The sequence below is a fragment of the Shewanella sp. KT0246 genome, assembly GCF_019654955.1.
Lineage (GTDB): Bacteria > Pseudomonadota > Gammaproteobacteria > Enterobacterales > Shewanellaceae > Shewanella > Shewanella goraebulensis.
The window spans coordinates 1-15363 of the sequence record NZ_BPEV01000005.1 but is presented as its reverse complement, the minus strand read 5'-3'; the positions used below and the strand labels follow the sequence as shown (position 1 = coordinate 15363).

Here is a 15363-nt window from a genome sequence, read left to right as displayed (position 1 = left end):
TCGAATAAAAGTCGAAGAAAAATAATGACGAGTAAAAGCCTTTATTGAATCATTTGAATGACTAAAAAGGCCCTTTCTTTGTTGCTGCAGACGAGACTAATTCTGCTTCTATCCCTAAGCTTTGTTCAATTGAATTAACAGATTCAGCGACTTCAGATGCAATATGATGGCTTTGATCTGATGCGCTTTGTGCATGGTGTTTTAAGCTGTCCATTGCGGTGCCAAATTCATCGAGGTAGTTCACTTGTTGATTCGCAAAGTCAGTGCCTTGTTTGGCAGTACTGACCATCTCTTGCGCTTGTGCTTGCACTGTTTTCGCCACGTCTAACAAATTTGTTGCCCGCGCTTGCTGGCTTTGGGTGGCTTCGCCAATACCTTGGACACTGTCGGTTAAGGCTTTGTTTGAAACTGTTAACTGCTCCAAAATATTGAGAATGTCTTTTAGCGAGCTTTGGGTGCGATGAGATAAATTACGCACCTCATCTGCAACAACCGCAAAGCCTCGCCCTTGCTCACCTGCACGGGCTGCTTCAATGGCTGCGTTTAATGCTAACAAATTGGTTTGCTCAGCAATGTTGCCAATGACATCAATAATTTGTGATACGTCAGTCACCGAAGTGGATAGTTGGTCTAAGGATTGATTACAGTGGCTCACTGCTTGATGCGAGATTTTGGTGGCATCTAGTACAGCTTCAGCTTGTTTCTGGCTTGCTTGCATATGTTCCATTGTCAGCGCCGCTTTTTGCTCAACTACAGATGAGGTTTGTTTAACTTGATCGGCAAGTTCACGTATTTGCCCAGTTTGCGTTTGGGCAATATCAACCACTTGCTGAGTTTGCTCTGTACCATTGGATAACTGTTTAATACGATCTATCAGTAAACTCAAAGATTGCGATACTTTGCTGACCTGTTGTCGCTGTTGTTCATCTTCTTGCTCGAACTGATGCAGTAACTGATTAAAATGACCTGCAATTTGACCTGTTTCGCAGCGGCTATCTATGCGTAATTGCTCGCGGTGGTTTGATTCACTTAGTTGCAAAAAAGCGGCATTAAGTTGCTTTAGCGGTTTAACCACTCGGCGTTGTTGTAGCCATAAATAGATCACTGCAAATAAACCAATAATGATCACCATCGAATACAGAATGGTTTGTAATTGTTTTTTCAAATTTTGATCGTATTTACTGTGGACTTCACCCAAGCGCATTAGTTGCTGCTCTACTTGATTCGTGTCGGCGGTGAGCTGCGACTGAACGGCTAAGTTGTCAGCCAACATTTGGTAAGTATTGGCCACTTCTTTATCGTAGCGTAGGCTTAAACTTAATAGCTCATTACGGTAACTTTCACCAATTTCAAACTGTTCTGGCTCATCGGCGCTTAGGGCAAACTCATCTACTTCTTCAAGCTCATAAATACCAATAAGTGCTAGTTTTTTGAGTTGGTTATGCCATTGATTAAGCTCGTCAATACTACGCTGTAAACTGGCTTCTAAACGCGAGTCTTTGTTAATTAAATAGCCATCTGTGAGCTGCGATAACCTAAATACCAGTGGCGGTAGCTCGCGGCTAAGGTGTAAAAAGCCTTGGGCTAAATCAGCATTGATAGCTAAACCTTGTTCGGCATAAGCTGCCAGACGCATATTGTTGTCGAGCATTTCGGACTCTGAGTGAGCGAGTAGCTGCCTTGGATTGCCCGCAAGCTTTCCTGCTGCGCGGTAGCGATTATCCAGGTTATCAACAAAACCACGCAGAAATTGCTGTAGGGTTTGAATGTCATTCGTTGCTGAAGGTAAGTTTATTTGGTCGATGCTCGCTGAAATGTCGGTGAGTTGCTGTCTTGCTTGGTTTAATGTGCCACTGTCGCCAGCTTGAAGGTACGCATTGATATTAGGGCGGACTTCAAGCAAAAAAGCTTGTTGGATTTGTTGTAGTTCAGAGGCTTGTAATTCTAGTTGCTGACGTTTATCAGTGCTCCAAAGTACAGTAGTAGCTAGTAGGGCTGCTAGCAGCAACAAGATCGCCGAAGCTGTTAAAGAAAGAGTGGAAATCTTCATTTAAATGTTAGTTTTTTGGAAGTTAAGTGTTGTGGATTTTATGAATTAAATATGACAGAAAGATTACACCGTATGTATCAACTTGTATCTCCTTGTGTTATTAAACCCTTGTTTTATTTATGGTTAAATTTAAAGAAGGCTTAGTCATTTACAACGAAGTAGATGATTAACACCTAAATAGAGTTAAACCACAACGCTATGTTTGGGTGAAGCTGTTTGTAACGCGAAAACGGCCTGATTTATACAATTGATGCCTAAAATAGCGCTAGATAAAATGAAATTAATCTAAAATATATTGATCTAAATCAAATGCATGTTTATTATCTCGTTAAAACATGCATTTTAAATACATATTAGAGGTTGTTTATGTTAGATCAGCATACTAAAGACGTTGTTAAGAGCACTATTCCATTACTAGAAGCGGCAGGTCCTGCGCTAACCACTCATTTTTATCAACGTATGTTCGAACATAACCCTGAGTTAAAAGATGTATTTAACTTGGCTCATCAACACACTGGCGGTCAGCCTGTTGCATTATTTAATGCCGTTGCCGCTTACGCTAAAAATATAGATAACTTAGAAGCCCTTGGCACTGCCGTTGAGCGTATTGCCCATAAACACACTGGCTTTTTAATTAAACCTGAGCAATATGCCATTGTTGGCGGACATCTTCTAGCCACGTTAAAAGAGTTGGGTGGTGATGCAGTGACTGAAGAAGTCCTAACCGCTTGGGGCAATGCTTATGGCTTTTTAGCCGACATCTTTATCAATCGTGAAGCGCAGCTTTATCAGCAAACCGCTGCGAAAACTGGTGGCTGGGAAGGTAAGCGCCGTTTTGTTGTAAAGGCTAAAACAGTAGAGTCTTCAGTGATTACTTCATTTTTATTAGAGCCAGAAGACGGTGGATCAGTTGTCGACTTTACTCCTGGGCAGTACTTAAGCGTGTCGCTTGAGCATGAACAATTAGAGTTTAAAGAAATTCGTCAGTATTCATTATCAGATGCACCTAATGGCAACACTTACCGCATTAGTGTTAAGCGTGAATCAGAAGGCAAGGTGTCGAACTTGCTTCATGATCATTACCTAGTAGGCGATGTGATTGATGTTGTAGCGCCAGCAGGTGACTTTGTATTGGCTACAGCAGCACAAACACCAGTAGTGTTATTATCAGCTGGTGTGGGTGTGACGCCAATGAAGAGCATGCTTAACCAGTTACTGTCTCAATCACACCAAGCAGATATTACGTGGGTTCATGCCTGTGAAGACGGTACGCAGCATGGCTTTAAAGATGCGATAAAAGCTAAGCGTAATGCCAGTACTCACCTTGAAAGTTACGTTTGGTATCGTCAACCATTAGCGACAGATTTACCCGCTGAAGATTTTGATTTTGAAGGGACAGTTGCACTGGAAAATATCGCTGAGCGTATTGTGCCAAATGCACAATATTACTTCTGCGGCCCTATCGGCTTTATGAAAGCCATTAAGCAGCAGTTACTCGCGCTTAATGTGCCAGAGTCGCAAATTCATTACGAAGTGTTTGGCCCACATTCAGACTTATAAACTGAGCGATAGCCGATCAGAAAAAAGCGACTCACTATTTACTCTATAGCAGTCGCTTTTTTGTTATCAAACTTTGGGCTGTTAACAAGGTCATTAACTATTATCTATTGGCAACCATACTTGTGCTTTTAAGCCGCCTTCAGGACGGTTACTCAGTTCAATTTTTCCGTGGTGACGGTCAATAATCCGCTTCACAATGGCCAAACCTAGGCCAGACCCTACTGAACCACGGGCGCTATCGCCTTGGGTGAATGGTTGAAATAGTTCATCGATTTTAGCTTCATTAATGCCAGGGCCGTTGTCTTCGACAATAAAGCTGACATATTTGGGCTTATGTTTAGAGCTGATTTTTATCCAGCCACCGCCATATCTAAATCCATTTTCAACTAAGTTACTCAGTACCCGTTTAATGGCGACACTTTGAAAGGGTACCAATGGACACTCTTGTAGATCTAACTCGATTTCACCATCACGATTAACCTCTTGCTGGCTAATTTCTTGGATTAGGCGATTGATTTGATTAGGCTCGCGTACGCTTTCTTGATCGTGACGTACATAGGCAATAAATTGCTTAATGATGTCATCCATATCTTCAATATCATTGATAATGCCTTCTTGAAGATACTTGTCTTCATCGACCATCATTTCAGATGCGAGGCGAATACGAGTCAGCGGGGTGCGAAGATCGTGCGATATCCCTGCCATTAATAGGGCGCGGTCTTGCTCAAGCTGTTTCATGCTATGGGACATTTGATTAAAAGCATGGGTTACTTCGATAATCTCAGAAGAGCCACTTAATGGTAATGGCTTAGGAAACTCGCCTTTTGAAACGGTCACTGCAGCACGCTGTAAACGTTTAAGGGGTCTGTTGAGCCTACGGGCAAACCACCATCCACCGGCAACACTTAGCGCGCCAATGACTAATAGGTAAAGTGTCAGTGGCGATAAATCATTTTCATTTAAGCCAGTTAGTGGGACTTTTATCCATAATGTGGGTGCTTGGGGAGGCCGAATCCATACTTGCAGTTGTGTGCCTTGAGAAAAACGTACTTCAGCTTCACCGCCAAGGTACTCTGACATTTGTTCTGACAAAAAACCGTAGTAGGTTGCAGAATCAAGTCCTGCTGCAACCGCATTTTGCTGGTTATAGATTTTCATCTCATCGTCACGCACTTTAGCGTTTAGCGCATCAACAATGGTGAGATGATCACGGGAGAGCTCAACCCCATCAATAAACAACAGGTTTATTTGACGAGCAATGAGTTGGTTAATTTGTTCGTAGCTAGGCTTAATAAAATAAACCGTCACAGAAAGATAAGAAACCAGTTGGTTAATCAGCAACAAACTACCAATGAGTAATACCGTTTGACTGAAAGAATTGCGTGGCAGAAAACGCTGCCACCACTTCAGTTTGATTGCTTTTGACTGGCTGATAGGAAATTAACCTCGAGCAGTGCCATCTGGCACAAACACATAGCCTAAACCCCATACTGTTTGGATATAGCGAGGGTTTGCGGCGTCCACTTCTATTAAACGGCGTAAGCGAGAGACTTGTACGTCAATTGATCGCTCTAGTGCAGAATAGTCCCGACCACGGGCAAGGTTCATTAGCTTATCGCGAGATAATGGCTCTCTTGGATGAGATACCAATACTTTAAGCACCGCAAATTCACCAGAGGTGAGGGCAATGCTCTTATCTTCATGGAACATTTCGCGGGTGGCCAAATTCAGTGAAAAATCACCAAAACTAATGACTTCTTCTTGCTGGGCAGGAGCACCTGGCACTTCAGTGGTTTGACGACGCATAACCGCTTTAATTCGTGCTAATAGCTCACGTGGATTAAACGGCTTTGGTAAGTAATCATCTGCGCCTAACTCTAAACCAATAATGCGGTCTACTTCATCGCCTTTAGCGGTCAACATGACAATCGGAATTGGATTTTCTTGCTGACGCAAACGGCGACAAATGGATAAACCATCTTCACCTGGCAGCATTAAGTCTAAAACCAATAAATGAAAGTTTTCGCGCTCTAATAAGCGATCCATTTGCTCAGCATTGGCTGCGCTGCGAACTTGATAACCTTGTTCAAGTAAGTAGCGTTCCAATAATGATCTGAGTCGCATGTCATCATCGACAACGAGAATTTTAGATGTTTCCTGGCCCATGAAATATCCTTTTGTCTAAATTTCGGCGCTAAATACAGTTATTAAGCTAAATATAGCGACTTTATTAGAGTGCAAACAAGAGGTGTAACAGTAGTTTGTGATTGTGCAGGAACAATATGACGAAGTTATACCATTAAGTCTATGAAATTAAGTGAATTTAATGAGTTTGGTAGGATTATTAGAAATTGTAACTAAATCAGTTTTTTCGCATCAGCCGAGAAAAAGTATCTATTACGCCATCTTCATTGTTATCTAGCAGAAAGATCAACTGATCATCATGAAGTTTGACATTAAATGCTGCAGAGGCAATTTCGCCATAACGACTGAAACCTGTTTGATGATTGTCATCAAATTGAGCTTGGAAATACACTTCGTCAGATTCTGCTTGATGTTGGTATTGCCCCCACTCCATGCCAGTTAATTCGTCGTTATGTTCAAAGTTAATTTGCAGTTGCACATACAAGCCATTATCGAGCATCAATACCGCATACAAATCATCGAATTCTTGGCTGTACCAATATCCTTCTATGTCCCGCGAGCGCAGCTGTTCATATTCGACAATGCTGTCGATGGAACTGTCGCCCATTCTATCCATGTTTAATTGTAGCCGTGAAGCGTCATTGTTGAGATAAACGTTACTGCGATTACGTTCGGTGAGCAGGGTAATAAACCCTTTAGCAGGATTGTTACTAAAGGTGGGATTGAAGGAAATGGATAAAGGCATATTGGTAAAAGTATCAGTATCAGATAAAGCAAAACTGCCCCATTCTGCAAAACTATTACTGGGCTCTTTTAAGTCTAAACCAATTTGAAGATAACTTTGATCTTCATTAATTTGTAGTAGCTCGATATGGCCAGCTTGCTGACTTAGCCAGTTACCTATGATGTGCGCGGGGAGGTGGCTACTTGGCAACGCCTTAAAGCTCACTAGCAATAATATTGCTGCACCAATTAACACCAACCAGAACACTCTACAGCACATAAAAGTTCCTTTTTTATGTTATTTACGCAAAATAAGGTAAATAAAAATGGGATCTCAAGTTTAGTAAAGAACGTTAATAGGGCAAGAAATTGTAGATTAAATCGCCATAAAGTTGACGTTTAAGCAACTAATGCTCTATTTTAGAGCGGACGTCAAGTTTTTTATACCTATAAAGCAGTATAGGATATTTTATTGATATACCAATCTTGCGGGCCTGCAGGGGTTGGGACGACCGCATCGTCGTCGACTTCTTTTTTTAGTAATGCCCGTGCCATTGGGGAATCGATAGAGATATAACCTTTGGCATCGCCATAAATTTCGTCAGGGCCGACGATGCGAAACTGTAAGATATCACCGGCATCGTTTTCGATTTCAACCCAAGCACCAAAGAAGATTTTACCTTCTTGCTCGGTAGCATATTCGACCACTTTAAGATTTTCGATACGTTTTCTTAAAAAGCGGACTCGGCCGTCGATTTGGCGTAATAAACGTTTATTTTCTTTGTAGTCAGCATTTTCGCTACGGTCACCAAGACTGGCCGCCCAAGTCACTTTTTTAGTGATTTCAGGCCGGTATTCGCGCCATAAATAATTTAATTCAGTTTTTAGTTTGGTCATCCCTTCCGGGGTGATGAGATTGGTCTTCACTTGGGTTTCTACTCAATGCTGATGATGGTGTGGAGCTTAAGAGAGAAATTACCTAAAAGGAGTGGGATTGTCGATGATTTTAGGACTTAGCTACCTATATTTCAGGTCTTGTTTCGTCTACGGCGTTGCTTGGTTTTAATTTAGCGTTTTGACTTAACTGCCCATATTTCGACTTTGGCTGCGACGCTGTTGGCGTAATTGTGCCAGTTGATTCATGGCTGAAATGACTTTATGACTTTGATTGCAAATAACCGCTTGGCGAGCATCAACACTTTGGTTGGTTTTTGCATGTTCATCTGCATGTTTAAGGCACTGTTTTGCGTAGTGTTCAGTCATTTGCACAATTAATGCTTCAGCTTGGCTGAGATCATTACTGTTGATCTCTTTAACGAATAACAGCAAAAAGCAGTCGAATAACGCGCTAAATACATCGGCATCATCAAATTCAGAGTCTATACAAGCTTGGCGTTTAGTTTCATCAATCAGTGCTGCAACTAAATTGGCTGTAGTTGTAGCGTTGGTTGCACCCGCAAAAAGGCTGTTTACGTAGGTGTCTTGCTGCCAAAATGATACTAATTGGTGAGACCATTCGGCCTTATCCCATTGCTCGCCTACGGCATGTATCACTGACATAACAACTCCTACGAAAACAACTTAATTAACCAGAAACTCTTTTCACTAGAAACACTGTTCACTAGGAACTATGGCTTATGGTTAATGAGTATAAAACGGCGTTAAGTGACTCATTATAAGAAACTCAAATCAGTCACTCTAATCACTTATCTAAATAACTTTCTTGGCATTGGTAATACGTTAAACGCATCAGCAAGCTCTGCTAAGTAATCGTTAGCTAGTAATGAAATACCGACATAAAAATCAGTTTCAGCATTCACTTTTGCAAGCTCCAAACAGCGACCAGCCCAAGGCAGCATATGCTGTTGCAATAATACCTGAATAAACTGGGTTAACTGCTGCGCATCTGTATCTGAATCAGGGTTTGTTGCGGCTTGTTGCAACTTGGCAAAACTTGAATCAAGTACACTGAAAAACAGGCCAATATGATCCACTGGTTGCGGCATTTCGAGTTCGAAACTCACGCCATGCTGCTTATAAAAGTCAATCAAGGCAATGGTTGAGGCATCAAAATGTACTTGATCTTCACCTAAATATGCAGACCCTTGCGGGATTGCTTTAGGCTCACCAGGACCAAAAAATAGCTGACCATAATCGACTTTTAAATCCATTAACTGTTCAGCTTCATCCCAATGGTTGAGATAGGCTGTTAGAGCGTCACGTCCTTGTTGATTATCACTGCGACCTGCGAATGTTGGCCAAGTGGCAGCAACGTCATTGTCTTTAAAGCTGGTGATAAGCTCAGCCTCAGGATAATGACAAAATAGGTTATGCAGAATACGCGCTATTGCTTGGTATTCGCCTAACTGTTCAACTGACTGTTTAATACTCATTTATTTTTCCTCAAAAAGGGCAGTGGTTAAGCACCACTGCCAGATCTGATTATACTTCTTTCGGGTTCAAGATATTGCCCGCACCACCACCTGTTGGTTGACCATTGCGATTTGCTTTAATGATCAAGTTAGGGGTAGTGATTGATGGGTTTGGTAATGGCGCAATATGTCCGTCACCTGTGCCATATTTCTTTTCGATGTTTTCAGTGGTATCGAAATCAAGTGCACGAAGTGGACAAGACTCAACACAAACTGGCTTACGACCTTCAGCTAAACGATCATAACAACCATCACATTTGGTCATCACTTTACGTTCTTGGTCCAATTGTGGCGCATCGTAAGGACATGCACGTGAACAGCTTTCACAGGCAATACATAACTCTTCAGCCACTAGGACTAAACCGTCTTCACGACGTTTGTGCATTGCGCCTGTTGGACAAGCTTTAACACAAACTGGCTCACTACAGTGGTTACAACCTACAGACATGTAGTAAGCATATACGTCTTGCTCGAAAGTACCTGTTGCTGGGTCAACCGCCCATGTTCCGCCACCGTACTCATATACACGACGCCAGTTAACGCCGTTTAGGCTTGGTACACCGTTTTCAACTGGCTTAGTTGCGTTACGGATTTGTTCGCCTTGTCTGTCTTTACAAGAGATATGGCAGGCTTTACAGCCAGTACATTTAGTCGAATCGACATAAAAACTATATTGGATAGCATCGCTCATTGTAGCGCTCCCTTATAAAACTTTACGAATTTGAACACGGTTAGTGTGTTGTGGATTACCTTTAGCCACTGGGCTAGGCATGTATTTAGTCAGCGAGTTAATTGCGCCGCCAATATCAACCACTTTACCTGTTGAGCCTGTACGGCCGTCTGGATCAGCTAAGAACCAAGCGCCTTGACCTAGAGCTACAACACCCGGAACAACACGTGGGGTGATACGCACTACGACTTCAATCGAGCCACGGTCGTTATACATTTCAACTGTGTCACCAGAGGCAACGCCGTATTGCTGTGCATCAATTGCGTTAATCCATACTGCATCTTCAACGGCTTCACGTAACCAAGGTACGTTGTGGTAGCTAGAGTGAGTACGACCTTTAGTGTGATAACCTGCTAATTGCAGTGGGTAATCTTCTTTAGTATCTTCATCTTCGTAGCCGTCCCAAGTTACTGTGTACTGTGGGATTGCTGTGATGGTGTCGCCTTTAACTTTGTTTTGTTCCCAGTTAGCTGCGCGCCATGCAAGCTCAGCTGAATGGATTTCAATTTTTCCAGAAGGTGTTGCTAGTGCGTCACCGCTGTTCACAAAGCCTTGAAGTGCAATGTTGCGGTTTTCCATGTTCTTACGGAAGAAACCAATTTCTTGTGCTTCTTTGTAAGTGGCAGGGAACGCTGGGCTAACACCTAAGTTTTTGCTGTTGTCGCGAGTTTGTTGGTATAACTCTTCTAACCATTCGTCTTCAGTTTTACCTTCAGTGAATGCTGCGCCTACGCCCATTGCTTCAGCAATCATTGCTGATACTTGGTACATAGACTTACAGTCCCAAATTGGGTCTACTGCTGCTTTCATTGCAGTGATGTAACCCATAGCGCCTGAAGCGTATGAGTCATCCACTAAGTCGTTAGACTCTAACCATGACGTATCTGGAATGATGATGTCGGCAAATTTAGCGCCTGGAGTCATCCAACAATCACACGATACGATTAGCTCAACACCGCTTTCATCTTTTAAGATTTCAGCTGTGCCGTTAATGTCTGCGTGTTGGTTTAGTAGTGAACTGTCAGATGCTGAGATGATCACTTTGATGTTAGTGCCTAGTGGCGTGTCTAAATCATCAGTACCGGTAATACCATGGGTACGAGCTGTCATGGTTTCGCCGTTGTGAATAGCTTCAGACCAAGTGAAGAAAGAGATTTTTTCTTTTACTGGGTTAGTCCCTGTAGGGATTGAAGCACGGTACATGTTAGTCATGTTTGGTAGTTCACCGTTAGATGAACCTTCACGACCTAACTTACCTGCTAAAACACCTAGCATGTAAATAGCACGAACTGTTTGTTCACCGTTTGCTTGGCGGTTAACACCTGCACCAGCGATGATATAAGGCTTTTCAGATGCCATTAAGTCGTCAGCGACTTTTTGGATGTTAGATTCTGAAATACCAGTGATCTTTGCTGCCCACTCTGGAGTGCGTGCTTCACGGTCTGAGAATTTACCTTGACCCATGATGTAGTCAAAGTAGTTTTCCTCAGGGTTCATTGCCGCAGCATATTCGATTTTCTTGGCATCGCCGCTTGCTTCAAACTCAGCAATTTGTGCTTCAATAGAAGCAGCGTCATAACCAACACTGTGTTGATTAATAAAACCGATAGAGTTCGCATCAACCCAACCTGAGCTGATCATCAAATATGCAATAGCTTCGGCTAATGCAGCATCAGTACCTGGACGGATTGGTAACCAAGATGATTCTTTACCTGTCATAGAGTCAGTGTAACGAGGGTCAATCATGGTCACTTTAAGGCCGTTAGCGCGTTGCAGAGCCTGTAAGTAATCGTAACCTTCGCCAGAACCTGACTGACGAATTTCGCTTGGGTTGTAAGCAAAACCTAATAAAAAGTCACTGCTTTCTAAGGTTACTGTTGCTGAACCAGAAGTACTGCCTGTACCAAAAGTGTGCTTAGCAGCTTCAGTTTGTTGTGCCCAAGAGTAGTTACCGAAGTATTGTAAACAACCGCCAACTAAGTTGAATAAACGGTTAAAACAGCCATTTGATGCGAAACCGTAGTAAGCACCAGAACCGTAACTTCTGAAAATAGCTTTGTTGCCGTGCTCAGCGATAACTGAAGTCAGTTTACCACCGATAGTGCTTGCGGCTTCTTCCCAAGTGATTGGTACGAATTTACCTTCACCACGTTCACCAACACGCTTCATAGGTGATTTTAGACGGTCTAACGCGTAAGTGCGTTGACGTAATGAACGGCCACGAGCACAAGCTCGTACTTGGTGCATACCGTAAACATCTTCTACTTCGTGGTCAGTCTCAACGCGGGTAATCATCCCGTCGCGGCTGTAAACTTTAACAGGGCAGTTTGAGCCACAGTTAACTAAACAGGCAGACCACGTTAGTGTTTCATCAACTGGTGGTTGTGGCTCTACTGGCTCAGCATCTTTTGAACTGGTGTTACAACCAGTGACTGTAGCAGCACAACCCAATGCAGCACTCATTTTTAAGAAACTTCTGCGTTCCATTATTATTTCCTCTTACTAAAATAAATTCAGCGCGTTTGTTAAACGACTACAGCACATAGCTGAAATTCAGCATGATTTGATGGGCGTTATAATTGTGATTAAGCTCGCCCAGGGTAACCATGCCTGGCACTTGGTCAGGGGTCATTTGAGCGTCATCGGTGTCGTAATAGCGTTCGTAGCGGTAAGTGAGCTTCAATGCCATGTCATCACTCAAGGCATAGTTAGCGTATAGGCTAGCGCTATGGTTATATGAGTAGTAATCGCCGTACGGACTCGTACCATCTGCGGTGACATAAGTGTCACTGCTTGAATTACTAAATAGGTAATCAGCACCTAAGGTCAGTTTGTCTTCCATTAAGCCGCCATAGCTTACGCCTGCGCCAAGGTTGATAAACTCATCTTCAATATCGGCATACCAGTCAGGGCTGCTGTATGTTTGGCTGCCAGCTTGAGCAGAGTTAATCCACTGCTGACCTGCAAAACCATAAGCAGAGAACTGTTTAGTTAGCTGCATGTTGACGTTGATGTCGTAGCTGTAGTCTTCTGATTCAGTTAAACCAATCACGGTGTCGTCGTAATCGTCTTTGGCATAACGACCAGTAAAGTCGATGCTTAACCAATCCAGCGGAGTGTGGCTAACACGTAGCTCAACTTCGTTACGTTCTCTGTCGGCTAAGTAGTACTTGCGCATTAGTGAGTTTTCTTCGCTAGAAGTTAACTCTGTTGCTTGATACTCAGAGCCACCACGGTTGCTGTGACCAGCTTTAACGTCGATGGTAAAGTTGTCGATGGCGCGAATAGACAGTTTTGCCCATAAGCTATCTTCGTTGGTTTCTTCACGTTCGCTGTAGCTGCGCTCGATATCTTTACGGTCGTATCCTGCTTGTAAACGGTAACCACTGGCAATGCGGTAGCTGGCGTTCACTTTGAACGTTGAGCGCTCAATATCGGTGGCGACATTTTCTTTAAAGGTGCCACTGACGCTATCGAAGTTGTACTGTTGGAATTCATACACTGAGCTGTTGTTTTCACGGTTGCTGTAGTCGTAACTACCGCCAACGCGTAAACGATTGCTGAGCATTGAAGTGATGCGGAAGTTCGCATCTGTGGTGTCGACTTCGCCGTCCCAGTTTTGAATCGGATTGCCTGCCACTTGGATTAAGTCATCATCTTGGATCATGCGACCTAAAATGAAGCGGCCTGACATCACGGTGCGATCAAGTTGATATTGACCAGACAACGATACTTGATGCGCTTCATTATCAGGTGTGGCCGAGTACACATCGTAATAGGTTGGTAGGCTTAAGTTTTCGGTGTTGTTTTTATACTGACTACCAAAGTAGCTCAATTCAGTTAACCAGTTGTCACCGGTTAATGCAGCGCCTGCGGTGAATGAGTCAGTGGTTGAATCAACACGTTGGCCAAAGTTAGTTGGACTTGGGCTCACTAAGCTACTGCTTTTATATCCGGTTTTATCTTCACTATCGAAGCGCACATAACCTTGGTAAAAGTCTTGCTTGAAATCTGCGCCGATGCCGACTTTTTCACGTTGCTGTGAAAGCTCGAAGACATAGGTTTCGCCAGAGGTCATCATGCCGTTGTCGTAGTAAAGATTACTTTGTGCATCGCCAGACTGATAAGTGGTGATTAACGAGTAATCCGCATCAACATTGAATAAACCTTTTTGGCCAACACTAATGCTAGCGCTGCTGTTTTCAAATCCCAGTTGATGAGCTTGAGCACGTGCTTGGTAACCATTTTCATCTTGGTATTCAATATCGCCGCTCAATGCGGTAACAAAACCATCTTGGTCTGTTCCGAATGCGTTGGCAGCATGCACATCATCACTGTCGATGTAACCTGCAGAAATATCGACACTACCGCTATAACCCATTGAGCTAGTACAGCGCTTACACTCATACTTTTCTTGATTAAGGTTTTCAGTATTGGCATTACCGACGGCAAAGTTTGCCGCCATTGCAGGTGCTGAAGCCAGTAATAAAGAAGCAGTAATTAAATTCAGTTTAAAGTTCATGTTATGGCTCCTAATTAGCGCTGCAGTAAGCTGCCGGCTGGGTGGTTAGAACCATGGATTTGGCTATGACAGTTCAAACAGCTTTTTGCGCCGCCAAAGGCATCCATTCCAGGTTGTAGTACAACGCGACTTGCGTGACCGTCGTCAGCGTGACATTGCTGACATAACTGAGGTGCACGGTTGTTTAGCATGCCTTCATTAACGCTGCCGTGTGGGTTATGACATGTCACGCAGTTTTCAGTCACTGGTGCATGTTCCCAAAGCATCGGGCCACGTTTTTCTGCATGACAGCTATAACAAGTGTCATTAATGGTCGGTTTGTTCAGTGCGCTTTCAGACATAGAACCATGTGGCGAGTGACAATCAATACAGGTCATCTGGTCCCATTTCATTGGATGAGCAGAGCGCTTGTTCATGTCCGCTTTTTCACGGGTATGACAGCTAGTACAAGTGTCATTGACGGTGAGTTTGTCTAAGGCTGGATCTTTAGCAGCGTGAACCACGTGACAATCAGCACAGGCAATCTCTTCTAGATTGTGGGTGCTGCTATGCCATGCCATTTGCTCAGGGTCGTTATGACAGCCTTGGCAAACGGTATTCTGGGTTGGTGCATCTAGCTTGCTGTCTTTGCCAAATTGAATCATTGGCTCTTTGCCGCCACGGTTGTGACTGCCTTGAGGACCATGACAGGCTTCACATTGCAGGCCCGCCATCGGTGAGTCTTTACTGGTTAAATCGCCATGTGCGCCTTTAAAGATGTCAGCGACACCTTCAGTGCGTTGGTGACACATTAAGCAGCTGTCTGCTCCTTTAGGGGAATACTTACCTTCAGCGAATTTCTCAACGAGTTTTTGAGAGAGCTCTTCACCTGTCATGTCATCCCATGGCGCTGCTGCGGCATTAAATGAACACAAGCAAAGGATTACACTGATAGAAGCTATTAAGTTTCGACACCAGTTCATCATGTCACCTGACCTTATTAAATCTTAAATAAAAATGGAGTAATCAATTGGAGGTATTTTAAAGAAGAGAGGATTTCAAATCTAAGAATAGTGATTATCAAAAAACGACATTTGTGATCTAAATCTACATCATAGTTAGCAAAAAAAACTAAAATATATTTTCCAATAGTTCCTTTACTTAAAAAGTTCCCCAAATGATAAAATATAAATGCAGACATGCAATTCACACAAAACTTGTT

Annotated in this window: 12 protein-coding genes; 1 reads left to right on the top strand and 11 read right to left on the bottom strand. The window is 43.1% G+C overall.

What is annotated here, in order from left to right:
- Nucleotides 1–61: 61 nt before the first annotated feature.
- A complete protein-coding gene (locus K5Q58_RS03565) occupies nt 62–2050 on the bottom strand; it encodes a methyl-accepting chemotaxis protein (protein ID WP_220752503.1) in 1989 nt (662 codons plus the stop codon).
- 366 nt (nt 2051–2416) lie between these two features.
- Between K5Q58_RS03565 and hmpA the strand changes: the two genes are divergently transcribed.
- A complete protein-coding gene (gene hmpA / locus K5Q58_RS03560; RefSeq protein WP_220752502.1) occupies nt 2417–3610 on the top strand; it encodes an NO-inducible flavohemoprotein in 1194 nt (397 codons plus the stop codon).
- Nucleotides 3611–3703: 93 nt separating this feature from the next.
- Here the strand turns inward: hmpA and envZ are convergent, their stop codons facing one another.
- From envZ to K5Q58_RS03510, 10 genes are all read right to left on the bottom strand, one after another.
- Nucleotides 3704–5026, bottom strand: a complete 1323-nt coding sequence (envZ, locus tag K5Q58_RS03555) for a two-component system sensor histidine kinase EnvZ (protein WP_220752615.1) — start codon at nt 5024–5026, stop codon at nt 3704–3706.
- 24 nt (nt 5027–5050) lie between these two features.
- Nucleotides 5051–5776, bottom strand: coding sequence for a two-component system response regulator OmpR (ompR, locus tag K5Q58_RS03550; protein WP_220752501.1), 726 nt, complete (start codon nt 5774–5776; stop codon nt 5051–5053).
- Between the two features lie 196 nt (nt 5777–5972).
- Complete coding sequence (locus K5Q58_RS03545) at nt 5973–6758, bottom strand: hypothetical protein (protein WP_220752500.1); 786 nt, start codon at nt 6756–6758, stop codon at nt 5973–5975.
- A gap of 167 nt (nt 6759–6925) precedes the next feature.
- Nucleotides 6926–7405: a transcription elongation factor GreB gene (gene greB, locus K5Q58_RS03540; protein ID WP_220752499.1), complete on the bottom strand. Its 480-nt coding sequence runs from the start codon at nt 7403–7405 to the stop codon at nt 6926–6928.
- Between the two features lie 153 nt (nt 7406–7558).
- Nucleotides 7559–8038 (bottom strand): hypothetical protein, encoded by a 480-nt coding sequence (locus K5Q58_RS03535; protein ID WP_220752498.1) that lies wholly within the window; start codon nt 8036–8038, stop codon nt 7559–7561.
- Between the two features lie 146 nt (nt 8039–8184).
- Complete coding sequence (locus K5Q58_RS03530) at nt 8185–8871, bottom strand: molecular chaperone (RefSeq protein ID WP_220752497.1); 687 nt, start codon at nt 8869–8871, stop codon at nt 8185–8187.
- 49 nt (nt 8872–8920) lie between these two features.
- Nucleotides 8921–9601, bottom strand: coding sequence for a 4Fe-4S dicluster domain-containing protein (locus K5Q58_RS03525; RefSeq protein ID WP_220752496.1), 681 nt, complete (start codon nt 9599–9601; stop codon nt 8921–8923).
- A 12-nt stretch (nt 9602–9613) separates the two neighbouring features.
- Nucleotides 9614–12127, bottom strand: a complete 2514-nt coding sequence (locus tag K5Q58_RS03520) for a DMSO/selenate family reductase complex A subunit (RefSeq protein WP_220752495.1) — start codon at nt 12125–12127, stop codon at nt 9614–9616.
- A 46-nt stretch (nt 12128–12173) separates the two neighbouring features.
- Nucleotides 12174–14162: an MtrB/PioB family decaheme-associated outer membrane protein gene (locus K5Q58_RS03515; RefSeq protein ID WP_220752494.1), complete on the bottom strand. Its 1989-nt coding sequence runs from the start codon at nt 14160–14162 to the stop codon at nt 12174–12176.
- A gap of 14 nt (nt 14163–14176) precedes the next feature.
- Nucleotides 14177–15127 carry a DmsE family decaheme c-type cytochrome gene (locus tag K5Q58_RS03510; RefSeq protein ID WP_374758473.1) on the bottom strand — a complete coding sequence of 317 codons (951 nt, stop codon included), beginning with the start codon at nt 15125–15127 and terminating at the stop codon, nt 14177–14179.
- Between the last annotated feature and the right edge of the window lie 236 nt (nt 15128–15363).